Below are 22,772 nucleotides of genomic sequence, written 5' to 3' on the forward strand. Positions count from 1 at the left end.
AATTTTATGCCTTTTCAGGCTTTTTCCAGCGTACACAGCAACGGATGCTCGTTCTCCCTTGCATACTCGTTCACCATCGCCACTTTGGTTTCGGCTACTTCGGCAGTAAAAATGCCGCAGATGGCTTTGCCGCGATAGTGAACGGTGAGCATCAATTGCGTTGCACGTTCAACATCATAAGAAAAGAACTTTTGTAGCACGTCAATAACAAATTCCATCGGCGTGTAATCATCGTTCATTAACATAACTTTATACATAGATGGCGGTTTTAGCGCGTCGCGCACTTTGTCTTCCGCCAGCTGGTCAAAATCCAGCCAGTCGTTCGTCTTACCCATTGTCAGTCGTCATCATCGGTTACGGTTTCCGGCAGAACATTTTTCGCTGACAGGCATTGATACATATTCTGAATCTACCTCAGATATCAGATAACAAACATCTATTACTGCCATCCGCGATGTCTGTCACATTCCCGTCAATAGCGTTAACTGCTTCAAATTTTGGTTGATTATTGTCCCAACTCCAGCGCCTGACACTTGACGATAAGGCTGGTTTATCTAAATTGTACAAGCGTGAGTTGGCGAGGTTTTGAACAGCCCCCACTCCACCACCGGTTCATTCCATCTTACTTAATAAGATATACGAAGGATGTCGAAGCATGGAAATGGGTACTGTTAAGTGGTTCAACAACGCCAAAGGGTTCGGGTTCATCTGCCCTGAAGGCGGCGGCGAAGATATCTTCGCTCACTATTCCACCATTCAGATGGATGGATACAGAACACTAAAAGCCGGACAGTCGGTTCGGTTTGATGTTCACCAGGGGCCAAAAGGCAATCATGCCAGTGTCATTGTGCCCATTGAAGCAGAAGCTGTCGCTTAGCCCTCTGATTCATTGTGTACATCCTGTCGGCAAAATGCCAGCCCGATCGGCTGGCATTTTTATTTCCAGCACCGGTCGCGCGACGGCGCGTAACCCGGTAAAACTCACTCGCGAGCCAATGCATCCACCGGATCGAGCCGCGCCGCATTGCGCGCCGGCAACCAGCCAAACAGCACGCCCGTCGCCGTCGAACATAAAAATGCCGTCAGCAGCGCAAAGGGTGAGAAACCGATCTCCCAGCCCGGTAAAAACAGCTGCAGGGTAAAGGCGATCAGCATCGAAAGCGTGATACCAAACGCACCGCCCACCAGACAAACCAGCACCGCTTCAATCAAAAACTGTTGCAGCACATCGCTTGCCCGCGCGCCAACCGCCATGCGAATGCCAATCTCGCGCGTGCGCTCCGTCACCGACACCAGCATGATATTCATCACCCCAATCCCACCGACAACCAGCGAAATCACCGCCACCAGCGTCAGGAACATCTGAAGAGTACGTGTGGTCTTTTCCGCCGTTTTCAAGACGCCGTCCATATTCCAGGTGAAGAAATCTTTCTTCCCGTGGCGCAGGGTGAGCAGTCGTTCGATCTGCTGTTCGGCCTGAGTGCTGTCGTAACCCTCTTTCACCCGCACGGTGATGGAGTTAAGCCACGACTGCCCCATGATACGCCCGGAAATGGTAGTGTACGGCAGCCAGACGCGCAGGATTTTACTGCTGCCAAACATCGACTGTTTCTCCTCCGCCACGCCAATCACCGTCGCGGGCATGTTGCCGACCAGAATCACTTCACCGACGACGTTGGTTTTATTCGGGAACAGCTGGCGACGCGAGTTATCATCCAGCACCACCACCTGCGCGCGGCCCGCAAGCTGCTCGGCGTTAAAGGTTGCGCCCTGGCTGAAGGTCATCCCGTAGACGTTAAAATAGTCACCGCTCACGCCGTTGGCGCTGGCCGCTACGTCAATATTGCCATAGCGCAGACGCAGGTTTTGCGATACCGCTGGGGTGGCCGAGTTCACCCACGGCTGTTTTTGCAGCGCCACCAGATCGTCATACTTCAGCGCCTGCTGGTTTTGCGGTTCATCGTCACCAAAATCTTTACCCGGATAGACATCGATGGTGTTGGTCCCGATGGCGCGGATATCCGCCAGCACCAGCTGTTTCGCCGCATCACCCACCACCACAATCGACACCACCGACGCAATGCCGATGATGATGCCGAGCATGGTCAGCAATGTGCGCATTTTGTTCGCCACCATCGCCAGCCAGGCCATGGTTAACGCCTCGCGGAATCCGCTGACAAACTGCCCCCAGCCCGTCGGCGGCGGCAGGATCGTTTTCTGCACACCGACGTGATTTTTCTTCGCTGGCGGGTTGCTTATCAGCTCACCGTCGTGAATTTCAATGATTCTCTCCGCCTGCGCCGCCACCTGCGGATCGTGGGTGACAATAATCACCGTATGCCCCTGATCGCGCAGCTGATGCAGGATCGCCATCACCTCTTCACCGGAATGGCTGTCCAGCGCGCCCGTCGGTTCATCGGCCAGAATCACCTGCCCACCGTTCATTAGCGCGCGGGCAATACTCACGCGCTGCTGCTGGCCTCCAGAGAGCTGCGACGGCTGATAATCGACACGCTCGGCCAGACCCAGACGCGTCAGCAGCGCATGGGCACGCTCAAGGCGCTTCTTGCGTTCCACACCGGCATACACCGCCGGGACTTCCACGTTTTGCGCCGCCGTCAGATGCGAAAGCAGATGGTAGCGCTGGAAAATAAAGCCGAAGTGTTCACGACGCAGTTTGGCCAGCGCATCGCTGTCGAGGGTGGAAATATCCGTCCCCGCCACGCGATAGGTGCCGCTGGTTGGTTTATCCAGGCAGCCGAGAATGTTCATCAGGGTGGATTTTCCGGAGCCGGACGCCCCGACGATCGCCACCATCTCCCCGGCTTCGACGCGCAGGGTGATGCCCTTCAGCACCTCTACCGCCCCCTCTCCGGAAGGATAGCTGCGGCGGATATCGTTCAGTTCAAGCAATGCCGTCATTTCGCGGCCCCGGACTGGCTTTCACCCGTCACCACTTCGTCGCCCTCTTCGAGCCCTTTGACGATCACAACGTCCGTATCATTACGCTCGCCAATCTCCACCTCGCGCTCGCGGGTTTCGCCGTTACGCAACACTTTCACTTTATAGCGGTTGTTCCCTGCCGGTTCGCCCAGCGCCGCCAGCGGGACGGTCAGCACATCTTTCACGCCCGTTAGCTGAATATGCACCTGCGCGGTCATATCCAGACGCAGCACGCCTTTCGGGTTTGGCACTTCAAAGCGGGCATAGTAGAAAATCGCGTCATTGACCTTCTCCGGCGTCGGCAGAATATCCTTCAGCACGCCCTCATAGCGGGTATTCGGATCGCCCAGCACCGTGAACCAGGCTTTCTGACCGGGCTTGAGATGGATAACGTCGGCCTCGGAAACCTGCGCTTTTACCAGCATGGTGCCCATATCCGCCAGCGTCAGGATGTTTGGCGCCTGCTGAGCGGCGATAACCGTCTGGCCCTGCAGGGTGGTGATTTGCGTCACTTCCCCGGCCATCGGTGCCACGATACGGGTGTAATCGAGGTTAGTTTTGGCCGTATCCAGGGAGGCCTGGTTACGTTTGATTTGCGCGTCAATGGTGCCAATCTGCGCCTGTTTTACCGCCAGTTCCGTCGTCGCGGTATCCAGATCCTGACGGGAAACGGCCTGCGTTTTTGCCAGCGCCTGCTGACGTCCAAGCGTCACCTGCGCCAGCTTGCGCTCGGCTTCGGCCTGGCTGCGCTGGGCGCGTAATTCCATAAGCGTGGCTTCTACTTCGCGGATCTGGTTTTCTGCTTGCTCAGGATCGATCACCCCCAGCAGCTGACCTTTTTTCACTTTGTCGCCAATCTCAACCGACAGCGTTTTAAGCTGACCGCTGACCTGCGCGCCGACGTCGACTTTTCGCAGAGCATCCAGCTTACCGGTTGCCAGCACGCTTTGTTGCAGCTCGCCCGGCCGCACAATCAGCGTTTGGTACTGCGGCACAGGTGCGTTGAGGACCTGCCAGAGCCAGTATCCGCCCACCAGCACGACGACGGCCAACAGTAAAAACAGCTTCCTGCGTTTTCCCTTGAGATTCATAAATATTCCAAATAAATGTTCTGGCAATTATAAATGTCGATTCTATCTAAACTGTTCCTCAACGAAACCCCCGTTTTTTTATCTCTCACCTCATTTGTTGACGAGATGTTGATTAAATGGCTGCTGAAATAGAGATCTCATCCAGAAGCCAGGAATAATCATGTCTTCCATCGCCGATCTACCTTCTTCACAGCCGTCGCAGCCAAAATCAGGATGGCAGCTTTTCCAGAGCCTTGCATCAGGCGAATTAACACCGGGGCTTGCGTGGCAGAACCCCTCCTATCGGCGTAAATTCATGCTTCGTTCGCTGGCGGCACCGTTCAGCACTGCGCGCCTGCTGGCAAGCCTGGCAAAACAACCGCGTTTAATGCAAATGTTGAAAGTGCAGCCAGGGCTGCCGTGCCGACTGCACCGCCCATGGCTTTCAGTAGACATGAGCCGTCAGAGCGCGCTTGAGGCGCTGAACTGGCACTACCAGACCATGAGCAAAACCCTTCCGGCATCGCTGATGAACGGGTATTTATCAAAACAAGGTGTCACCCTGTTAACGCTGACCGGCAAAGACGAACGCCAGTTTACGATCCGCCTGTGTGCCGATGCGTTCCTCGATAAAGAGGGCGAAGCAACGCTGGCCTTCTGCGATCACCAGAATACGGTGCTTGCCGAGATGACCTTCACCCTGTGTCAGCTCGACGGGAAAACCACCCTGTTTATCGGCGGCCTGCAAGGAGCAAAAGCTTTTGTGCCTCACGAGCTGATCCAGGGTGCAACCAAAGCCTGTCATGGCCTGTTCCCGAAACGTCTGCTGGTGGAAGCCGCTATGACACTGGGCACCGCGTTCCCGGTGGAGCAGATTTTGGCCGTCAGCAACGCCACGCATATCTATCGCAGCTGGCGCTATCGTAAGAAAAAAGAGGGCAAACTGCTGGCGGATTACGACAGTTTCTGGCGCTCAATGAGTGGCGAACCGCTGGCGAGCGGTCACTTCCAGCTACCGCTCGAGATGGCGCGCAAACCGATGGAAGAGATCGCGAGCAAAAAACGCTCTGAGTACCGTCGCCGCTATGAACTGCTGGATAGCCTGATCGAGCAGATCAATCAGGCAACCCACCGCTAGTCGGCTTTCCCGCGTGCCAGCCACAGCACGCGGGAGAACATTTTACGCAGTAATGTCGGCACCGCCTCGACCCCTCTCCGTCCTGCTTCCGCCGACACTTCAATAGCCAGATCCGGCTTCGATGAGCGATGAATCGCTTTGGCGATCACCCGTCGCATATTCATCGGCACGCCCGGCGGGATCATGGCCACGCGGTGAAACACATCGTCGAACCCCTGACGATACATAAAGTGTTCCATATCCATCGCCGGTAATTCCGTGAGGTGCTCCCGCTCCTCTTCCCGGTTGTTGTTCAGCAAACCGCGTACGGTACTGGCATATTTTTTCCCGGCCTCATCGCCATCCACCAGCACATGCCATTCGATCCCCATCCGGCGGGCAAATTTGATCAGCGGTTTTAATCCCGACTGGGCAAACTCAATGACTTTGATCCCTTCGGCGTCGAAATGGTGCCCACACTGACGCGCCAGTTCGTTGATCACCCAGGTCTCCGTTTCCCCCTCAACCAACAGCCAGCAGCGGGCAAACAGCGACGACGCACGGTTAAAGCGGATATGAAACGCGATACGGCGGCCATCTTCCGGGTTTAATCCCCCTGGTCCCAAGCGAAACGCGGTGACGCGTGAGGATTCACGCACCAGACGGCAGACATGCTCCACCGGCGTCAGAGAGAGCAATTCCCCGGAGTTAGTGGTCGTGATGCGCTGAAGGGGCAGCAGATTCAGGAGATGCCAGGCCACCGACAGCATGATCGGATGCAGCCGTGTTTCCGGATCTTCCACCAGCAATAAAGGACGCGCGTCGCGGTCCAGCCGTACCGACCCTTTCGCCTGCAGCAGCGTGGAGAACAGCCCCAGCAGAATCACCCGATGCGCGCGCCCACCGGGTTTGTCGATCATACGGTTGATGATATCCAGATAGCGCCAGCTGCGCTGCTCATCGTGAGAGCGCCTGCGCATCAGGCGGTGGCGGGTTTGAGTCGTGCCCTGTTCGGAAAAATAGTGCTCAAGCAGCTGCACCATCGCCGACAGCCCCTGGCGAATCTGCCCGTCCGTGAGATTTTGTGGACGCGCCACCAGCTCACGCGCCAGAAAATCCAGCTCGCGGGCGGTGACTTCAACGTCGGGCAAATTAGGCACCGAGCCGTTGCGGATCCGGCGCATAAAGCGCGCATCCCGCAGGCGCAGCACCGGCATCAGGCGCACCAGATGGGCGGCCTGAGCGTCAATATCCTCCAGCGGAATAGGCTGCCCACGGGCATCCATAAACCCGCGCAGGGTCATCACACTCTCATCTTCTGCCAGCTCGCCTTCAAGGCGATAAAAGATACGTTGATAGCCATCATCTGAGGGCGTCCAGCAGGGAGAAAGTGGCCGGTAGCGGCGAACGCGATGACGACCGGGTTCCAGCTCGCGAAAGGTCAGAACGATATGCAGATGGTGCTCGCGCCCCTGAATATCCCCCGGCGGAAACCAAAAGTCCTCCCGAACGAAGCTGTAAAGGTCTGCCTCCGGCGAAAGCAGCAGGGTCAACGCATCCAGAAGGCTGGATTTACCCCAGGCGTTTTCACCGATCAGCACGTTGTTCTGTTCCAGCATTAACGATAAACGGTTAATGCCGCGAAACCCGACGATCTCCACACGTTCGAGAAACATAATGCCCCCTGAAATGCTCACTTTTTCCTTCAAGTTATCAGCAGTATAGCGGCAGGCGGTGTGACAGGACACATTAAGATCGACGGATTATTTCAGGACGGAGCCTAAAATTCAGAATTTACACCACGACTTTCGTTTGAAACATATTTTCCGGCATAAGATACTTCGCATTCCGAATTGGACTATGCTTTAAATCCATCCAGTCCGAACAAGGATTAACATCACATTGCCATAAATCAAATTAAACAGATTTATTTAACTGGCGAAGGGGTGTTGTTGGTTTTTAAAATAATGGCTCTTTGAGTCGTCATCCCTTTTAGGCGATTTAGTAGCCCGCGCGCAGGACAGCGTGCGGAAATTAACGAGGTGGTTATGTTTAGAAAATTAGCGGCAGAATGCTTTGGTACATTCTGGCTGGTGTTTGGTGGTTGCGGTAGTGCCGTTCTGGCTGCGGCATTCCCGGAATTAGGTATTGGTTTTGCGGGCGTGGCATTAGCCTTTGGCTTAACCGTATTAACGATGGCATTTGCTGTCGGCCATATTTCCGGCGGGCATTTTAACCCGGCTGTGACATTAGGCCTGTGGGCTGGCGGTCGTTTTCCGGCGAAAGACGTGATTGGCTATATTGTGGCGCAGGTGGTTGGCGGCATTATTGCGGCAGCGGTCCTGTACGTTGTGGCCAGCGGTAAAGCGGGCTTCGACGCGGCGGCAAGCGGTTTTGCTTCTAACGGCTATGGCGAACACTCACCAGGTGGCTTCTCTATGCTGTCTGCGATTGTTATTGAAATCGTCCTGACCGCGGGCTTCCTGCTGGTAATCCACGGTGCCACTGACAAACACGCACCCGCCGGTTTTGCCCCTATTGCTATCGGCCTCGCGCTGACCCTGATTCACCTGATCAGCATTCCGGTAACGAACACCTCCGTGAACCCTGCGCGCAGCACCGCAGTGGCGATCTTCCAGGGTGGCTGGGCGCTGCAGCAGCTGTGGCTGTTCTGGGTGATGCCAATTGTCGGCGGTATCCTCGGCGGGCTGCTGTATCGTACGCTGCTGGAAAAACGCGACTGAGTGTACGGCTGTGATGCCGGGTGGCACGTCGCGAACCCGGCTAACAGGTGCAGTCATCCAGGCCGGGTAAGGCGTCGCCGCCACCCGGCCTTTATTTTGTACTTTGACTGGCAGACCGGAATTGGGTAGTGTCACTGGCGCTATTCAGACACACAAAAGGACCCGGCTGTTCATGTTTTCAGGACTCTTAATCATTCTGCTACCGCTGGTAGTGGGCTATCTTATTCCCCTCCATCATGAGTCGGCATTAAAACTCATTAATCGCTTTCTCAGCTGGATTGTCTACGTCATCCTGTTTTTTATGGGAATAAGCCTCGCATTCCTGGATAACCTGGCCGCTAATTTACTCTCTATTCTCCATTATTCTGTTGTTACTATTGTGGTGATTCTGCTGTGTAATATTGCGGCGCTATTTTGGCTTGAGCGCGCATTGCCATGGAAAAACCATCATCAACAGGAAAAATTACCCTCGCGAATTGCCATGGCGCTGGAGTCATTAAAACTGTGCGGCGTGGTCGTGCTCGGCTTTTTGCTTGGCCTGACCGGTTTAGCGTTTTTACAACACGCCACCGAAGCCAGCGAATATACCCTCATCTTCCTGTTATTCCTGATCGGTATTCAATTACGCAATAACGGCATGACGCTGAAACAGATTGTGCTCAATCGACGCGGAATGATCATCGCGGTGGTCGTGGTGGGCAGTTCGCTGATTGGCGGCGTGATTAACGCATTTATTCTCGACCTGCCGCTGAAAACCGGGCTGGCGATGGCCTCCGGTTTTGGTTGGTACTCCCTGTCAGGGATTTTAATGACCGAATCCTTTGGCCCGGTGATTGGCAGCGCGTCATTCTTTAACGATCTGGGCCGCGAGCTGATCGCCATTATGCTCATTCCGGGGCTGGTGCGTAAAAGCCGCTCTACAGCGGTTGGCCTGTGCGGTGCGACGTCGATGGACTTTACCCTGCCCGTTCTGCAGCGTTCCGGCGGGCTTGAGCTGGTTCCTGCCGCCATCGTTCATGGTTTTATTTTGAGCCTGCTGGTGCCGATTCTGATGGCGCTGTTCACCGCATAATACCTCTCTGGCGGTAGGCTTCTGCCGCCAAAATTGCGTTAAATCAATCTCCCTTTACTTTGTAGAAGAAAGACCTTTTCTCTGTCCGGTCACAGGCATAACCTTAAACATGTATCTAAAATATAACTTTAACAGGTGTGATTATGTTTTGTGTGCAATGTGAACAAACCATCCGTACCCCAGCTGGCAACGGCTGCTCCTACGCGCAGGGCATGTGCGGTAAAACCGCAGAAACGTCTGACCTGCAAGATCTGCTGATTGCAGCCCTGCAAGGCCTCTCCGCCTGGGCGGTAAAAGCGCGCGAATATGGCATTATCGACCACGACATCGACAACTTCGCGCCGCGCGCATTCTTCTCCACGCTGACCAACGTCAACTTCGACTCCCCTCGCATCGTAGGCTACGCGCGCGAAGCCATCGCCCTGCGTGAAGCGCTGAAAGCGCAAAGCCTGAGCGTGGACGCGAACGCCGCCGTCGATAACCCTATGGCTGGTCTGCAACTGGTGAGTGACGATCTGGGCGAACTGCAGCGTCAGGCGGCGGAATTCACCCCGAACAAAGACAAAGCGGCGATTGGCGAGAACATTCTCGGCCTGCGTCTGCTGTGCCTGTACGGCCTGAAAGGTGCGGCGGCCTATATGGAACACGCCCACGTTCTCGGTCAGTACGACAACGACATTTATGCCCAGTACCACAAAATCATGGCGTGGCTCGGCACCTGGCCTTCCGACATGAACGCCCTGCTTGAGTGTTCAATGGAAATCGGCCAGATGAACTTCAAAGTGATGAGCATTCTGGATGCAGGCGAAACCAGCACCTACGGCCATCCGACGCCGACTCAGGTCAACGTCAAAGCCACTGCCGGGAAATGCATTCTGATCTCCGGCCACGACCTGAAAGATCTCTTCAACCTGCTGCAACAGACCGAAGGCACGGGTGTGAATGTCTACACCCACGGCGAAATGCTGCCTGCCCACGGCTACCCGGAGCTGCGTAAATTTAAGCACCTGGTCGGCAACTACGGCAGCGGCTGGCAGAACCAGCAGGTGGAGTTCGCCCGCTTCCCAGGCCCTGTCGTCATGACCTCCAACTGCATCATCGATCCGACCGTCGGTGCCTATGACGACCGTATCTGGACGCGCAGCATCGTTGGCTGGCCGGGTGTAAGCCACCTCGAAGGCGATGATTTCACCCCGGTTATCACCCAGGCGCAGCAGATGGCAGGCTTCCCGTTCAGCGAAATAGAACATCTGATCACCGTCGGCTTCGGCCGCGAAACCCTGCTGGGTGCGGCGGATTCCCTGATCGACCTGGTGAGCCGCGAAAAACTGCGTCACATCTTCCTGGTCGGCGGCTGTGACGGCGCGCGCGGCGAACGTAACTACTTTACCGATTTCGCCACCAGCGTGCCGCAGGACTGCCTGATCCTGACCCTGGCGTGCGGGAAATACCGCTTCAACAAACTGGACTTCGGCGATATCGAAGGCCTGCCGCGTCTGATTGATGCCGGTCAGTGTAACGATGCCTACTCGGCGATCATTCTGGCGGTGACGCTGGCCGAGAAACTGGGCTGCGGCGTGAACGATCTGCCGCTGTCACTGGTGCTCTCCTGGTTCGAACAGAAAGCGATCGTGATCCTGCTGACGCTGCTGTCGCTGGGCGTCACCAATATCGTGACCGGCCCGACGGCACCGGGCTTCCTGACCCCGGATCTGCTGGCGGTGCTGAACGAAAAATTTGGTCTGCGTTCCGTGACCACCGTAGAAGAAGACATGCAGCAACTGCTGAGCGCGTAAGGAGTTTTTCATGACGATGCCAACCTCACAATGCCCGTGGCGGATGCAGGTTCATCACATCCATCAGGAGACGCCGGATGTGTGGACGCTGTCGCTGTTATGCCATGATTTTTACCCCTATCGCGCCGGTCAGTATGCGCTGGTAAGTGTCCGCAATTCTGCGGACACCCTTCGCGCCTACACCCTTTCCTCAACGCCGGGCGTGAGTGAATACATCACGCTCACCGTGCGTCGGATCGATGACGGTGCGGGTTCACAGTGGCTGACGAACGAAGTGAAGCGCGGGGATTATCTCTGGCTCTCCGACGCCCAGGGGGATTTCGTCTGCGACGATAAAGCTGACGATAAATTCCTGATGCTGGCGGCGGGCTGTGGCGTGACGCCGGTGATGTCGATGCGTCGCTGGCTGGCGAAGAACCGTCCGCAGGCTGACGTACAGGTGATTTTCAGCGTTCGCTCACCGGAGGATGTCATTTTCGCCGACGAGTGGCGCAATTATCCGGTCACCCTGGTCGCCGAGAATAACGCGACTCACGGTTTTGTCGCGGGCCGTCTGAGCCGCGAACTGCTGCAAAGCGTGCCAGATATCGCCTCGCGCACCGTGATGACCTGCGGCCCAGCGCCGTATATGGAAATCGTGGAGAACGAGGTGAAAGCGCTCGGCGTGACCCGCTTCTTTAAGGAGCAGTTCTTCACGCCAGTGGCCGAAGCCGCCACCAGCGGGGTGAAATTCACTAAACTGCAGCCTGCGCAGACCTTCTTCGGCCGCGTCGGTACCACGCTGCTGGAAGCGCTGGAGAGCAATAACGTTCCGGTCGTTGCGGCCTGTCGCGCGGGCGTGTGCGGGTGCTGTAAAACGAAAGTGGTTTCTGGCGACTACACCGTGAGCAGTACGATGACGCTGACGGATGCGGAAATTGCCGAGGGTTACGTGCTGGCCTGTTCTTGTCATCCGCAGGGTGATTTGGTTCTGGCATAAACTGTGCACCATATACGGTGCACAATGTGCCGGGCAGCTTTGCGGTTGCCCGGCCTACCCTCTTCTGGCCCGGTAGATATTAAGCTACCGGGCTTTTTTATTCTCAACGCCAGGCCGGATCGCGCGCCAGTGAATAACGCCCTGCCCCCATAAAGGCCAAAGCCAGTGCGCCAATGAAGAAATAGACCAGACTTTCAATCGCCCATGCGCCTACCGCATCCAGCGCAAAGGTTTTGCCGGTGCCGACCATCAGCCAGGCAACGATCATCGTAAACGCCAGCACCAGCGCCGCCGGACGGGTCAGGATCCCCAGCACAATCAGAACCGGTGCCACCACTTCACCAATCAAAACGCCATAAGCAATAAACCCCGGCAGCCCTTTTTCCACCAGCATGCCGCTGATAAACCCCACGCCGCCAAACAGCTTGTGTAAACCGTGAAACAGCATCAACCCGCCAACCGCCAGACGTAATAACAATTTGCCAAAATCATCATGCGTTAGCGTTCTATTAACAGCAATTAACAATGATTTAACCATCTGAAATGATTCCTGTTTTCACCCTGTGTGCCATCAGAATATGACGAAAGGTTGTACAAAGAAAGTCACTATTAATCAGGGGGATTAAACGGGCATAACGCCCAGTTTCTTCTAAGCTTGTAAGCGTTATCACAAAACGGAGATGGACAACCATGAAACAGACCGTAGCGGCCTACGTAGCAAAAACCCTGGAACAAGCTGGCGTCAAACGCATCTGGGGCGTCACCGGCGATTCTCTCAACGGATTAAGCGACAGCCTCAACCGAATGGGCACCATTGACTGGATGCCGACGCGCCACGAAGAGGTGGCGGCCTTTGCCGCAGGCGCGGAAGCGCAGCTGACGGGCGAGCTGGCGGTATGCGCAGGTTCGTGCGGACCGGGCAACCTGCATCTGATTAACGGTCTTTTCGACTGTCACCGTAATCACGTCCCGGTACTGGCGATTGCGGCGCATATTCCGTCGAGCGAAATTGGCAGCGGCTATTTTCAGGAGACGCATCCCCAGGAGCTGTTCCGTGAATGTAGCCACTACTGCGAGCTGGTTTCCACACCGGAGCAGATCCCGCAGGTCATGGCGATCGCCATGCGCAAGGCGATCCTCAACCGCGGCGTGTCGGTGGTGGTTCTGCCGGGCGACGTCGCACTCAAAGCCGCGCCCGAAGGGGCCAGCACCCACTGGTATCACGCCCCGCAGCCGGTGGTAACGCCTGCGGAAGAGGAGCTGAAAAAGCTGGCGCAGCTGCTGCGCTACTCCAGCAATATCGCGCTGCTGTGCGGCAGCGGCTGTGCGGGCGCGCATAAAGAGTTAGTCGAATTTGCCGAGAAGATAAAAGCCCCCATCGTTCACGCGCTGCGCGGCAAAGAGCATGTGGAATACGATAACCCGTACGATGTCGGCATGACCGGCCTGATTGGTTTCTCGTCCGGGTTCCACACCATGATGAACGCCGACACCCTGGTGCTGCTCGGCACCCAGTTCCCGTACCGGGCGTTCTATCCGAGCGACGCAAAAATCATTCAAATCGACATCAATCCCGGCAGCATTGGCGCGCACAGTAAGGTTGATATGGCGCTGGTGGGCGATATCAAAGCCACGCTTGCCGCCCTGCTGCCGCATCTGGAAGAGAAAACCGACCGCAAGTTCCTCGACAAAGCCCTGAGCGACTATCGTGACGCGCGCAAAGGGCTGGACGATCTCGCCAAACCGAGCGACAAAGCCATTCACCCGCAGTACCTTGCGCAGCAGATCAGCCATTTCGCCAGCGACGACGCCATCTTTACCTGCGACGTGGGCACCCCCACCGTCTGGGCGGCGCGTTATCTGAAAATGAACGGGAAACGCCGCCTGATCGGTTCGTTCAACCACGGCTCGATGGCAAACGCAATGCCGCAGGCGCTGGGGGCACAAGCCACTGCACCGGAGCGACAGGTGGTGGCCATGTGTGGCGACGGCGGGTTCAGCATGCTGATGGGCGATTTCCTCTCCGTCGTGCAGATGAAACTCCCGGTTAAAATCGTGGTGTTCAACAACAGCGTGTTAGGTTTTGTGGCGATGGAGATGAAAGCCGGGGGCTATCTGACGGACGGCACCGAATTGCATGACACCAATTTCGCGAAGATTGCCGAAGCCTGCGGGATTCCAGGTATTCGCGTGGAAAAAGCCGCGGACGTGGATGAAGCCCTGCAGCGCGCCTTCTCCATCGACGGCCCGGTGCTGGTGGATGTGGTCGTTGCCAAAGAGGAGCTGGCGATCCCGCCGCAGATCAAACTGGAGCAGGCGAAAGGCTTTAGCCTGTACATGCTGCGCGCCATTATCAGCGGGCGCGGCGACGAAGTGATCGAACTGGCAAAAACCAACTGGCTCAGGTAAAACATCTCACATCACCTTTAAAACTATAGGGATGTGAAATGATAGACCTGCGCAGTGATACCGTAACCCGTCCGAGCCGCGCCATGCTCGAAGAGATGATGGCCGCCCCGGTCGGGGATGACGTTTACGGTGACGATCCCACCGTAAACGAACTTCAGCGCTACGCCGCCGAATTAAGCGGTAAAGAGGCGGCGCTGTTCCTGCCAACCGGCACTCAGGCGAATCTGGTGGCGCTGCTGAGCCACTGCGAACGCGGCGAAGAGTATATCGTCGGCCAGGGTGCCCATAACTACCTGTATGAAGCCGGTGGCGCTGCGGTGCTCGGTAGTATTCAGCCACAGCCCATTGATGCCGCGCCTGACGGCTCCCTGCCGCTGGACAAAGTCGCTGCCAAAATCAAAGCCGACGATATTCACTTCGCCCGCACCAAACTCCTGAGTCTGGAAAATACCCACAACGGCAAAGTGCTGCCGCGCGAGTATCTGAAAGCCGCATGGGAGTTTACCCGCGAACGCAAATTGGGTCTGCACGTCGACGGCGCGCGTATTTTTAACGCCGTCGTCGAGTATGGTTGCGAGCTGAAAGAGATCGCCCAGTATTGCGATTCGTTCACCATTTGCCTCTCAAAAGGGCTGGGGACGCCGGTCGGCTCACTGCTGGTCGGCAATGCGGACTACATCAAGCGCGCCAACCGCTGGCGTAAAATGACCGGCGGCGGCATGCGTCAGGCCGGAATTCTGGCGGCAGCGGGGCTGTATGCGCTTAAACATAACGTTGCCCGTCTGCAAGACGATCACGATAACGCGGCGTGGATGGCGGCGCAGCTGCGCGAGATCGGCGCGGATGTGATGCGTCACGACACCAATATGCTGTTTGTTCGCGTTGGCGAAGAGAACGCGGCGGCGCTGGGTGAGTATATGAAAGCGCACGGCGTGCTGATGAACGCCTCGCCGGTTGTGCGTCTGGTGATGCATCTCGACGTGAGCCGCGAGCAGCTGGCGGAAGTGGTAAAACACTGGCAGGCCTTTTTACAGCGTTAAGGAGCACAACGTGCCGCAACGTATTCTGGTGCTCGGTGCCAGCGGTTATATCGGTCAGCATCTGACGACGGCGCTCAGCCAGCACGGACATCAGGTGCTGGCGGCGGCACGTAATGTGGAACGGCTGCAAAAACTCGCGCTGCCCAACGTCACCTGTCACACGGTGGATCTTAACTGGCCAAAAGAGCTACCGACGCTGCTGGAAGGCGTCGATACGCTCTATTATCTGGTACACAGCATGGGCGAAGGCGGTGACTTTATCGCCCATGAGCGTCAGGTGGCGCTGAACGTACGTGACGCGCTGCTGCAAACGCCGGTAAAGCAGATTATTTTTCTCAGTTCCTTACAGGCTCCTGTACACGAGCAATCGGACCACCTGCGCGCCCGTCAGCTAACGGGGGAAATGCTCCGTAGTGCGGGGATCCCGCTGACGGAACTGCGGGCGGGCATTATCGTCGGGGCGGGTTCTGCGGCCTTCGAAGTGATGCGCGATATGGTCTATAACCTGCCGGTGCTCACGCCGCCGCGCTGGGTGCGCTCACGCACCACGCCGATTGCGCTGGAAAACCTGTTGCACTATCTGGTCGAACTGCTGAATCATCCGACGGAAAGTCATCGCGTGCTGGAAGCCGCCGGGCCGGAGGTGCTGAGCTATCAGGAGCAGTTCGAACACTTTATGACCGTCAGCGGCCGTCGTCGCTGGCTGGTGCCCGTCCCCTTCCCGACCCGCTGGATCTCGGTGTGGTTTTTGAATGTCATCACCTCCGTTCCACCTACGACTGCCAAAGCGCTGATTCAGGGGCTGAAGCACGATCTGCTGGCCGACGACCGCGAGCTGCGGGCGCTGATTCCACAAAATCTGATCCGCTTTGACGATGCGGTACGCAACACCCTCAAAGAGGAAGAGGAGCTGATGAACTCCAGCGACTGGGGTTATGACGCTCAGGCCTTTGCCCGCTGGCGGCCAGAATACGGCTATTACCCGAAACAGGCCGGTTGCACGGTGAAAACAACCGCCAGCCTGGCGGCGCTTTGGGAGGTAATCAATCAAATCGGCGGCAAAGAGCGCTATTTCTTTGGCAATATTCTCTGGGAAACGCGCGGGATGATGGATCTGCTGGTCGGGCATAAACTGGCAAAAGGCCGCCCTGCGCACCCATACTTACAGACGGGCGATAGCGTGGACAGCTGGAAGGTGATCATCGTTGAGCCGGAAAAACAGCTGGCGCTATTGTTTGGTATGAAAGCGCCGGGTCTGGGCCGCCTCTGCTTTACCCTAAAAGACAAAGGCGATCACCGGGAGCTGGACGTTCGCGCCTGGTGGCATCCGCACGGAATGCCAGGGCTGTTCTACTGGCTGTTCATGATCCCAGCGCACCTGTTTATCTTCCGGGGGATGGCAAAGCGTATTGCGCATCTTGCAGAAGGAATCACGGAAAAAGTCTGATTTAAACTCTGATTCTTTCACCTTTCCCATTGCATCGTGACGTAATTCACGGAAGAATGCGCACGAAATTCTTTTCAACACAGTGGATAGATATGAAGGTACTGGTTACCGGCGCCACCAGCGGCTTAGGCCGAAATGCGGTCGAGTTTTTGCGTCAGAAAGGCATCAGCGTCAGAGCCACCGGTCGCAACGAAGCGATGGGTAAACTCCTGCAAAAAATGGGCGCGGAATTCATCCACGCCGATCTGACAGAGCTGGTGTCTTCGCAGGCCAAAGTCATGCTCGCCGGAATCGATACACTGTGGCACTGCTCCAGCTTTACCTCTCCCTGGGGAACGCAGCAGGCGTTCGACCTGGCCAACGTTCGCGCCACTCGCCGACTCGGTGAATGGGCCGTCGCCTGGGGCGTACGCAACTTTGTGCATATCTCCTCCCCGTCGCTCTATTTTGATTATCACCACCATCGCGATATTCAGGAAGATTTCCGCCCGGCGCGTTTCGCCTGTGAGTTCGCGCGCAGCAAAGCGGCCAGCGAAGAGGTGATCGATCTGCTGGCGCAGTCAAACCCCCACACCCGTTTCACCGTTCTGCGTCCACAGAGCCTGTTTGGGCCGCATGACAAAGTATTTATCCCGCGTCTGGCGCAGATGATGCACCACTACGGCAGCGTGCTGCTGCCGCGCGGCGGCGATGCGCTGGTGGATATGACCTACTACGAGAACGCGATCCACGCCATGTGGCTGGCCAGTCAGTCCGAGTGCGATCATCTGGTGTCCGGCCGCGCCTACAACATCACCAACGGCGAGCCGCAGACGCTGCGCAGCATCGTCCAGCGCCTGATCGATGAGCTTAACATTCACTGCCGCATTCGTTCTGTGCCCTACCCGATGCTGGACATGATCGCCCGCAGCATGGAGCGCTTTGGCAATAAATCGGCGAAAGAGCCGGCGCTGACCCACTACGGCGTGTCAAAGCTGAACTTCGATTTTACGCTGGATACCACGCGCGCCGAAACCGAGCTGGGTTATCAGCCCATCGTCACGCTGGATGAAGGGATCGTGCGCACAGCAGCCTGGCTGCGCGACCACGGCAAACTGCACCGGTAATTATCCCTGGCCGTATTTCTCTAACAACGCGCTGGCAATCGCCAGCGTTTCTGCATCGGCAATACCGTTCCACAGCTGGGGACGGTAGTGCATCTGGAAGACCATAATCACCCGTTTTTGCTGCGCCTCGGTGCTGTTCTCCGGCACGTCATAGCCGTAGCGCGCCAGCAGATCGAGCAACGCTGCCGTCTCTACGCGCTCATACTTCGACTTTCCGTTGAGATAAAACGTCACGCGGGCGGGATCGGGCCAGGCACCGATGCCCTGCTGTGCCAGCTGCTGCCAGGGAAACAGCGGGCCTGGATCGTCTTTACGCTGCGGGGCAATATCCGAATGGGCCACCACGTTTTCCGGTTTGATGTCATAGCGGGCAATAATGTCTTTGGCGAGAGGTATAAGCGCCGCGATTTGCGCCGGTTCAAACGGGGTGAAGATTTTCTCGCCGTTCGACTTTTGCCAGCCACGGTTTTCCAGCTCAATACCAATCGAGGTATCGTTGATGCGGTTCGTTCCGCGCCAGAAACTGATCCCTGCGTGCCAGGCTAAATCTTTCTCCGGCACCAGCTGCCAGATACGCGGTTTGCCGGACGGCTCAGGCGGTCTGGCCGGAATCAGGTAGTGGGAGCTGACGTTTTTGTCCGTGAGCGTCGCAAGTGAGCTGTCAAAATCATCGGCGGTATAGTGAATGACCAGCACTTTGATCCGCGGATACGCCGCCTGCGCCTGATGCCGCGTGTCCAGCTCGTAGGCCCCTTTATCGATAATCCCTGTCTCTGCGCAGCCTGCCAGCAACACCGCCAGCAGGAGCGTGGACCACAAACGTTTCATCGGCGCGTTTTCACCGCCGTACCGCTGACGCTCACCATCAGCATGCTGGCGTCTTTGCCGACGGTTTCGTAGTCGATATCAATGCCCACAACGGCATCCGCGCCCAGGGATTTGGCCTGCTCGCCCAGCTCTTTAAACGCGATTTCCCGTGCTTTGCGCAGCTCTTTCTCATAGGCACCCGAACGCCCGCCGACGATATCGCGGATCCCGGCAAAAAAGTCGCGGAAGATGTTCGCGCCAAGGATGGCTTCACCGGTGACAACGCCGCAATACTCGACAATCGGCTGTCCTTCCAGAGTCGGGGTGGTGGAAAATTGCATGTTTATCTCCTTCAATACTCAAAATAGTCACGTAGTCACAAGGCGGCACGTGAGAGAATCCCCCGTAGCTGACGTGAGTCAGTGAACGGGTGAACGAACGCGTTAAATGCATCGGCATGCGGAAGTATGACGATTATTTAACGTTCAATGCGTTAGCGGATTAACTCAGCCGCATTATCGGTTCGTTACGCTATTATTGAAAGGATAGTTAATCATTAAGGAAATCAACATGCGCTATTCTGCTTTGACGCTTTTAGTGCCGTGCGCGCTGCTGCTCAGCGCCTGCACCACAACGGTGACACCGGCTTTTAAGGATATCGGGACACGCAGCGGTCCGTGCATTGACGGCGGCCCGGATGCCGTGGCTCAACAGTTCTATGATTACCGCATTTCGCATCGCAGCAGCGATCTCACCGCTCTGCGCCCGTACCTGAGTGACAACCTGGCGAAACTGCTTAACGATGCCTCGCGCGATCCACAGCATAACGCGCTGCTGAAATCCGATCCGTTCTCCAGCCGCACCACGCTGCCTGACCGCGCAGACGTCTCCAGCGCCTCTACCATCCCGAACACCGATGCGCGCAACATCCCGCTGCGAGTCAAACTGACGCAAGGCAGCCAGACCTGGCAGGATGAAGTGCTGATGATCCGTGAGGGCCAGTGCTGGGCCATCGACGACGTGCGCTACATCGGCGGCAGCGTCCACGCCCCAGCCGGTACGCTTCGCCAGTCGATAGAAAACCGTTAGTCCAAAAAAGTTTCCCCCGTAAAATGTGCGGCATTTCGAGAGGAATGCCGACATTTATTCTCGCCCCCTATGCCCTTCGCTATTTTGTGCTATGTTTAAACGTGAATACGGTTTATATTTAACTTTTAACGCATAAATATTGCATAACTATTCTGTCAACGGTACTATCTGCGGCCTCAATTGCTATAGATTGCCTGGATGAGTAAAGACTGCCCCGATGAGTATTCAACTAAACGGCATTAACTGCTTCTACGGCGCACACCAGGCGCTGTTCGACATCACGCTGAACTGCCCAGAGGGCGAAACGCTGGTTTTGCTCGGCCCAAGCGGTGCAGGCAAAAGCTCACTGCTGCGCGTCCTCAATCTGCTTGAAATGCCACGTTCCGGCACGCTCGCGATTGCCGGAAATCATTTCGATTTCGCCAAAGCCCCTTCTGATAAAGCGATCCGCGATCTGCGTCAGAACGTCGGCATGGTGTTTCAGCAATACAATCTCTGGCCGCACCTCACCGTGCAGCAAAACCTGATTGAAGCGCCCTGCCGCGTGCTGGGTTTAAGCAAAGATCAGGCCCTCTCCCGCGCTGAAAAGCTGCTCGAACGTCTGCGCTTAAAACCTTACAGCGATCGCTATCCGCTGCACCTGTCCGGTGGACAGCAGCAGCGTGTCGCCATTGCCCGTGCGCTGATGATGGAGCCGCAGGTACTGCTGTTCGATGAGCCTACCGCCGCGCTGGACCCGGAAATTACCGCCCAGATCGTCAGCATCATCCGCGAGCTGGCCGAAACCAATATCACACAGGTGATCGTGACCCATGAAGTGGAAGTGGCGCGCAAAACCGCCAGCCGCGTGGTGTACATGGAAAACGGTCATATTGTTGAACAAGGTGATGCGAGCTGCTTTACCGCCCCGCAAACCGACGCCTTTAAAAACTATTTATCTCACTGATGTGTTAGGGAAAATGACAATGAAAAAAGTACTGATAGCCGCGCTGCTTGCCAGCGTCAGCCTTTCCGCTACCGCAGCACAGACGATTCGTTTTGCCATGGAAGCGTCTTACCCTCCGTTTGAATCCATGGATGCAAGCAATAAGATCGTAGGCTTCGATGTGGATCTGGCGAACGCGCTGTGTAAAGAGATCGACGCCACCTGCACCTTTACCAACCAGGCGTTCGACAGCCTGATCCCAAGCCTGAAGTTCCGTCGTTTCGACGCGGTGATTTCCGGAATGGACATCACGCCAGAACGTGAAAAACAAGTGCTGTTCACTCAGCCGTACTATGAAAACTCAGCCCTGTTCGTCGGTCAGAAAGGCAAAATTGCTGATATCGCCGCGCTGAAAGGCAAAAAAGTCGGTATGCAGAACGGCTCCACGCACCAGAAATTCATCACCGATAAGCACCCGGAAATCACCGTTGTGCCTTACGACAGCTACATGAACGCCAAGCTGGATATGCAGAATGGTCGTATTGATGCCGTATTCGGTGACACCGCCGTAGTCACCGAGTGGCTGAAAGCCGATCCGAAACTGGCCGCTATCGGTGACAAAGTGACGGACAAAGATTACTTCGGTACCGGTCTGGGTATCGCTGTTCGTCAGGGCAACACTGACCTGCAGCAGAAGCTCAATACTGCGCTGGATAAAGTGAAAAAAGACGGCACGTACGAAACCATCTATTCCAAATGGTTCCAGAAGTAAGATCTGATGAACGAAATTTTTCCTTTAGCAAGTGCCGCCGGGATGACCGTCGGCCTTGCCGTTTGCGCACTCATTATCGGCCTTGTGCTGGCGATGTTCTTTGCGGTGTGGGAGTCAGCCAAATGGCGCCCGGTCGCATGGGCGGGCTCAGCGCTGGTGACGGTTCTGCGCGGGCTGCCGGAAATCCTGGTGGTTCTGTTTATCTATTTCGGCTCCTCACAGCTGCTGCTAACGCTGTCGGACGGCTTTACCCTTAACCTCGGCTTTGCGCAGATCCCGGTGCAGATGCAGATTGAAAACTTTGACGTCAGCCCGTTCCTGTGCGGCGTGATTGCCCTTTCTCTGCTCTACTCCGCCTATGCGTCTCAGACGCTGCGCGGCGCGCTGAAAGCGGTGCCCGTGGGTCAGTGGGAATCCGGCCAGGCGCTGGGCTTATCGAAAGCCGCCATTTTCTTCCGCCTGGTGATGCCGCAAATGTGGCGTCATGCCCTGCCGGGTTTAGGCAACCAGTGGCTGGTGCTGTTGAAAGACACCGCGCTGGTGAGCCTGATTAGTGTGAACGATTTAATGCTGCAAACTAAAAGCATCGCCACCCGCACCCAGGAGCCTTTCACCTGGTATATCGTTGCGGCGGCTATCTACCTGGTGATCACGTTGCTGAGCCAATACGTTCTTAAACGTATTGATCTGCGCGCAACGCGTTTTGAACGGAGACCAGGCTGATGCTTGAGTATTTACCGGAGCTGATGAAAGGGCTGCACACCAGCCTGACGCTGACCGTGGCGTCTATCGTGGTGGCTCTGATTCTGGCCCTCTTTTTCACCATCGTGCTGACGCTGAAAACGCCGGTGCTGGTGTGGGTGGTTCGCGCCTATATCACACTCTTTACCGGTACGCCGCTGCTGGTACAGATCTTCCTGATTTACTACGGACCGGGCCAGTTCCCGTCGCTGCAGAACTATCCGGTTATCTGGCATCTGCTGTCTGAACCCTGGCTGTGCGCGCTGATTGCGCTCTCCCTGAACAGTGCGGCCTATACCACGCAACTGTTTTATGGTGCGATTCGCGCCATTCCGGAAGGCCAGTGGCAGTCCTGCGGGGCGCTGGGCATGAGCAAGAAAGACACGCTGGCGATCCTGCTGCCGTATGCGTTCAAACGCGCGCTCTCTTCCTACTCCAACGAAGTGGTGCTGGTGTTTAAAAGTACCTCTCTGGCTTACACCATTACGCTGATGGAAGTGATGGGCCACGGCCAGCTGTTGTACGGACGCACCTATGATGTGATGGTCTTTGGCGCAGCCGGTCTGGTTTACCTGGTGGTGAACGGCCTGCTGACCCTGCTGATGCGTCTTATCGAGAACAAAGCGCTGGCCTTTGAGCGTCGAAACTAACTGCATAATCACTGCATCACGAAAACGGGTAAGTCTAACGACTGCCCGTTTTTTTTATTTCAATA

At 56.3% G+C, this 22,772-nt stretch carries 22 protein-coding genes; 15 read left to right on the forward strand and 7 right to left on the reverse strand.

Translation table 11 applies throughout. The features are described 5' to 3' along the window. Positions 1–14 precede the first annotated feature (14 nt). Positions 15–335 carry an ATP-dependent Clp protease adapter ClpS gene (gene clpS / locus ABIE11_RS08205; RefSeq protein ID WP_025912927.1) on the reverse strand — a complete coding sequence of 107 codons (321 nt, stop codon included), beginning with the start codon at positions 333–335 and terminating at the stop codon, positions 15–17. A gap of 320 nt (positions 336–655) precedes the next feature. On the opposite strand from clpS, the gene cspD reads away from it, so the two are divergent. Beyond that, positions 656–877 carry a cold shock-like protein CspD gene (cspD, locus tag ABIE11_RS08210; protein ID WP_100777020.1) on the forward strand — a complete coding sequence of 74 codons (222 nt, stop codon included), beginning with the start codon at positions 656–658 and terminating at the stop codon, positions 875–877. Between the two features lie 104 nt (positions 878–981). Here cspD and macB read toward each other — a convergent pair whose 3' ends face one another. Together macB and macA are read right to left on the reverse strand one after the other, a co-directional pair. Continuing rightward, entirely contained in the window at positions 982–2,922 is a 1,941-nt protein-coding gene (gene macB / locus ABIE11_RS08215) for a macrolide ABC transporter ATP-binding protein/permease MacB (RefSeq protein WP_100777021.1), read from the reverse strand. Beyond that, complete coding sequence (gene macA / locus ABIE11_RS08220; RefSeq protein ID WP_100777022.1) at positions 2,919–4,034, reverse strand: macrolide transporter subunit MacA; 1,116 nt, start codon at positions 4,032–4,034, stop codon at positions 2,919–2,921. The genes macB and macA overlap by 4 nt, the downstream gene beginning before the upstream one ends. A gap of 160 nt (positions 4,035–4,194) precedes the next feature. On the opposite strand from macA, the gene ABIE11_RS08225 reads away from it, so the two are divergent. After that, positions 4,195–5,151, forward strand: a complete 957-nt coding sequence (locus ABIE11_RS08225) for a VirK/YbjX family protein (RefSeq protein WP_429184302.1) — start codon at positions 4,195–4,197, stop codon at positions 5,149–5,151. Here the strand turns inward: ABIE11_RS08225 and ABIE11_RS08230 are convergent. Further along, complete coding sequence (locus ABIE11_RS08230) at positions 5,148–6,806, reverse strand: ATP-dependent endonuclease (RefSeq protein ID WP_100777024.1); 1,659 nt, start codon at positions 6,804–6,806, stop codon at positions 5,148–5,150. The genes ABIE11_RS08225 and ABIE11_RS08230 overlap by 4 nt on opposite strands. 366 nt (positions 6,807–7,172) lie before the next feature. Here ABIE11_RS08230 and aqpZ point away from each other — a divergent pair, with 366 nt between their 5' ends. From aqpZ to hcr, 4 genes are all read left to right on the forward strand, one after another. Then, the gene (gene aqpZ, locus ABIE11_RS08235) at positions 7,173–7,874 is read left to right on the forward strand and encodes an aquaporin Z (protein WP_256469555.1); all 702 of its coding nucleotides are present in this window, start codon (positions 7,173–7,175) and stop codon (positions 7,872–7,874) included. A 172-nt stretch (positions 7,875–8,046) separates the two neighbouring features. Beyond that, positions 8,047–8,946, forward strand: coding sequence for a lysine exporter LysO family protein (locus ABIE11_RS08240; RefSeq protein WP_102105158.1), 900 nt, complete (start codon positions 8,047–8,049; stop codon positions 8,944–8,946). Positions 8,947–9,089: 143 nt separating this feature from the next. Then, positions 9,090–10,742 carry a hydroxylamine reductase gene (gene hcp / locus ABIE11_RS08245; protein WP_429184303.1) on the forward strand — a complete coding sequence of 551 codons (1,653 nt, stop codon included), beginning with the start codon at positions 9,090–9,092 and terminating at the stop codon, positions 10,740–10,742. Between the two features lie 10 nt (positions 10,743–10,752). Continuing rightward, positions 10,753–11,721, forward strand: coding sequence for an NADH oxidoreductase (gene hcr / locus ABIE11_RS08250; RefSeq protein WP_102105160.1), 969 nt, complete (start codon positions 10,753–10,755; stop codon positions 11,719–11,721). A gap of 103 nt (positions 11,722–11,824) precedes the next feature. Here hcr and ABIE11_RS08255 read toward each other — a convergent pair whose 3' ends face one another. Next, complete coding sequence (locus ABIE11_RS08255) at positions 11,825–12,259, reverse strand: DoxX family protein (protein WP_181827551.1); 435 nt, start codon at positions 12,257–12,259, stop codon at positions 11,825–11,827. 152 nt (positions 12,260–12,411) lie between these two features. Here ABIE11_RS08255 and poxB point away from each other — a divergent pair, with 152 nt between their 5' ends. From poxB to ABIE11_RS08275, 4 genes are all read left to right on the forward strand, one after another. After that, the gene (gene poxB, locus ABIE11_RS08260; protein WP_429184304.1) at positions 12,412–14,130 is read left to right on the forward strand and encodes a ubiquinone-dependent pyruvate dehydrogenase; all 1,719 of its coding nucleotides are present in this window, start codon (positions 12,412–12,414) and stop codon (positions 14,128–14,130) included. 38 nt (positions 14,131–14,168) lie between these two features. Continuing rightward, the gene (ltaE, locus tag ABIE11_RS08265; RefSeq protein ID WP_181827549.1) at positions 14,169–15,170 is read left to right on the forward strand and encodes a low-specificity L-threonine aldolase; all 1,002 of its coding nucleotides are present in this window, start codon (positions 14,169–14,171) and stop codon (positions 15,168–15,170) included. Positions 15,171–15,180: 10 nt separating this feature from the next. Next, a complete protein-coding gene (locus ABIE11_RS08270; protein WP_312069651.1) occupies positions 15,181–16,617 on the forward strand; it encodes an SDR family oxidoreductase in 1,437 nt (478 codons plus the stop codon). A 92-nt stretch (positions 16,618–16,709) separates the two neighbouring features. Then, positions 16,710–17,723 (forward strand): NAD-dependent epimerase/dehydratase family protein, encoded by a 1,014-nt coding sequence (locus ABIE11_RS08275; RefSeq protein WP_100777033.1) that lies wholly within the window; start codon positions 16,710–16,712, stop codon positions 17,721–17,723. On the opposite strand, the gene ABIE11_RS08280 is transcribed toward ABIE11_RS08275, so the two are convergent. Next, the gene (locus tag ABIE11_RS08280; protein WP_429184305.1) at positions 17,724–18,551 is read right to left on the reverse strand and encodes an N-acetylmuramoyl-L-alanine amidase; all 828 of its coding nucleotides are present in this window, start codon (positions 18,549–18,551) and stop codon (positions 17,724–17,726) included. After that, positions 18,548–18,871 carry a heavy metal-binding domain-containing protein gene (locus tag ABIE11_RS08285; RefSeq protein ID WP_100777035.1) on the reverse strand — a complete coding sequence of 108 codons (324 nt, stop codon included), beginning with the start codon at positions 18,869–18,871 and terminating at the stop codon, positions 18,548–18,550. The genes ABIE11_RS08280 and ABIE11_RS08285 overlap by 4 nt, the downstream gene beginning before the upstream one ends. Positions 18,872–19,100: 229 nt before the next feature. On the opposite strand from ABIE11_RS08285, the gene ABIE11_RS08290 reads away from it, so the two are divergent. The 5 genes from ABIE11_RS08290 to artM all read left to right on the forward strand — a co-directional run bounded on the left by ABIE11_RS08290 (position 19,101) and on the right by artM (position 22,707). Then, complete coding sequence (locus ABIE11_RS08290; protein ID WP_100777036.1) at positions 19,101–19,619, forward strand: lipoprotein; 519 nt, start codon at positions 19,101–19,103, stop codon at positions 19,617–19,619. 217 nt (positions 19,620–19,836) lie between these two features. Further along, positions 19,837–20,565: an arginine ABC transporter ATP-binding protein ArtP gene (gene artP, locus ABIE11_RS08295; protein ID WP_429184306.1), complete on the forward strand. Its 729-nt coding sequence runs from the start codon at positions 19,837–19,839 to the stop codon at positions 20,563–20,565. 19 nt (positions 20,566–20,584) lie between these two features. After that, a complete protein-coding gene (gene artI, locus ABIE11_RS08300; protein ID WP_102105164.1) occupies positions 20,585–21,316 on the forward strand; it encodes an arginine ABC transporter substrate-binding protein ArtI in 732 nt (243 codons plus the stop codon). A gap of 6 nt (positions 21,317–21,322) precedes the next feature. Next, entirely contained in the window at positions 21,323–22,039 is a 717-nt protein-coding gene (gene artQ / locus ABIE11_RS08305) for an arginine ABC transporter permease ArtQ (protein ID WP_100777039.1), read from the forward strand. Further along, positions 22,039–22,707 carry an arginine ABC transporter permease ArtM gene (artM, locus tag ABIE11_RS08310; RefSeq protein WP_100777040.1) on the forward strand — a complete coding sequence of 223 codons (669 nt, stop codon included), beginning with the start codon at positions 22,039–22,041 and terminating at the stop codon, positions 22,705–22,707. Before artQ ends, artM begins: the two co-directional genes overlap by 1 nt. Positions 22,708–22,772 lie beyond the last annotated feature (65 nt).

Source organism: Lelliottia sp. 489 (assembly GCF_050435885.1).
Lineage (GTDB): Bacteria > Pseudomonadota > Gammaproteobacteria > Enterobacterales > Enterobacteriaceae > Enterobacter > Enterobacter nimipressuralis.

Excerpts from the sequence above, each read along its gene's own strand:
- clpS (WP_025912927.1), bottom strand. The coding sequence starts at position 335 with ATGGGTAAGACGAACGACTGGCTGGATTTTGACCAGCTGGCGGAAGAC.
- cspD (WP_100777020.1), top strand. The coding sequence starts at position 656 with ATGGAAATGGGTACTGTTAAGTGGTTCAACAACGCCAAAGGGTTCGGG.
- macB (WP_100777021.1), bottom strand. The coding sequence starts at position 2,922 with ATGACGGCATTGCTTGAACTGAACGATATCCGCCGCAGCTATCCTTCC.
- macA (WP_100777022.1), bottom strand. The coding sequence starts at position 4,034 with ATGAATCTCAAGGGAAAACGCAGGAAGCTGTTTTTACTGTTGGCCGTC.
- ABIE11_RS08225 (WP_429184302.1), top strand. The coding sequence starts at position 4,195 with ATGTCTTCCATCGCCGATCTACCTTCTTCACAGCCGTCGCAGCCAAAA.
- ABIE11_RS08230 (WP_100777024.1), bottom strand. The coding sequence starts at position 6,806 with ATGTTTCTCGAACGTGTGGAGATCGTCGGGTTTCGCGGCATTAACCGT.
- ABIE11_RS08240 (WP_102105158.1), top strand. The coding sequence starts at position 8,047 with ATGTTTTCAGGACTCTTAATCATTCTGCTACCGCTGGTAGTGGGCTAT.
- hcp (WP_429184303.1), top strand. The coding sequence starts at position 9,090 with ATGTTTTGTGTGCAATGTGAACAAACCATCCGTACCCCAGCTGGCAAC.
- hcr (WP_102105160.1), top strand. The coding sequence starts at position 10,753 with ATGACGATGCCAACCTCACAATGCCCGTGGCGGATGCAGGTTCATCAC.
- ABIE11_RS08255 (WP_181827551.1), bottom strand. The coding sequence starts at position 12,259 with ATGGTTAAATCATTGTTAATTGCTGTTAATAGAACGCTAACGCATGAT.
- poxB (WP_429184304.1), top strand. The coding sequence starts at position 12,412 with ATGAAACAGACCGTAGCGGCCTACGTAGCAAAAACCCTGGAACAAGCT.
- ltaE (WP_181827549.1), top strand. The coding sequence starts at position 14,169 with ATGATAGACCTGCGCAGTGATACCGTAACCCGTCCGAGCCGCGCCATG.
- ABIE11_RS08275 (WP_100777033.1), top strand. The coding sequence starts at position 16,710 with ATGAAGGTACTGGTTACCGGCGCCACCAGCGGCTTAGGCCGAAATGCG.
- ABIE11_RS08280 (WP_429184305.1), bottom strand. The coding sequence starts at position 18,551 with ATGAAACGTTTGTGGTCCACGCTCCTGCTGGCGGTGTTGCTGGCAGGC.
- ABIE11_RS08285 (WP_100777035.1), bottom strand. The coding sequence starts at position 18,871 with ATGCAATTTTCCACCACCCCGACTCTGGAAGGACAGCCGATTGTCGAG.
- ABIE11_RS08290 (WP_100777036.1), top strand. The coding sequence starts at position 19,101 with ATGCGCTATTCTGCTTTGACGCTTTTAGTGCCGTGCGCGCTGCTGCTC.
- artP (WP_429184306.1), top strand. The coding sequence starts at position 19,837 with ATGAGTATTCAACTAAACGGCATTAACTGCTTCTACGGCGCACACCAG.
- artI (WP_102105164.1), top strand. The coding sequence starts at position 20,585 with ATGAAAAAAGTACTGATAGCCGCGCTGCTTGCCAGCGTCAGCCTTTCC.
- artQ (WP_100777039.1), top strand. The coding sequence starts at position 21,323 with ATGAACGAAATTTTTCCTTTAGCAAGTGCCGCCGGGATGACCGTCGGC.
- artM (WP_100777040.1), top strand. The coding sequence starts at position 22,039 with ATGCTTGAGTATTTACCGGAGCTGATGAAAGGGCTGCACACCAGCCTG.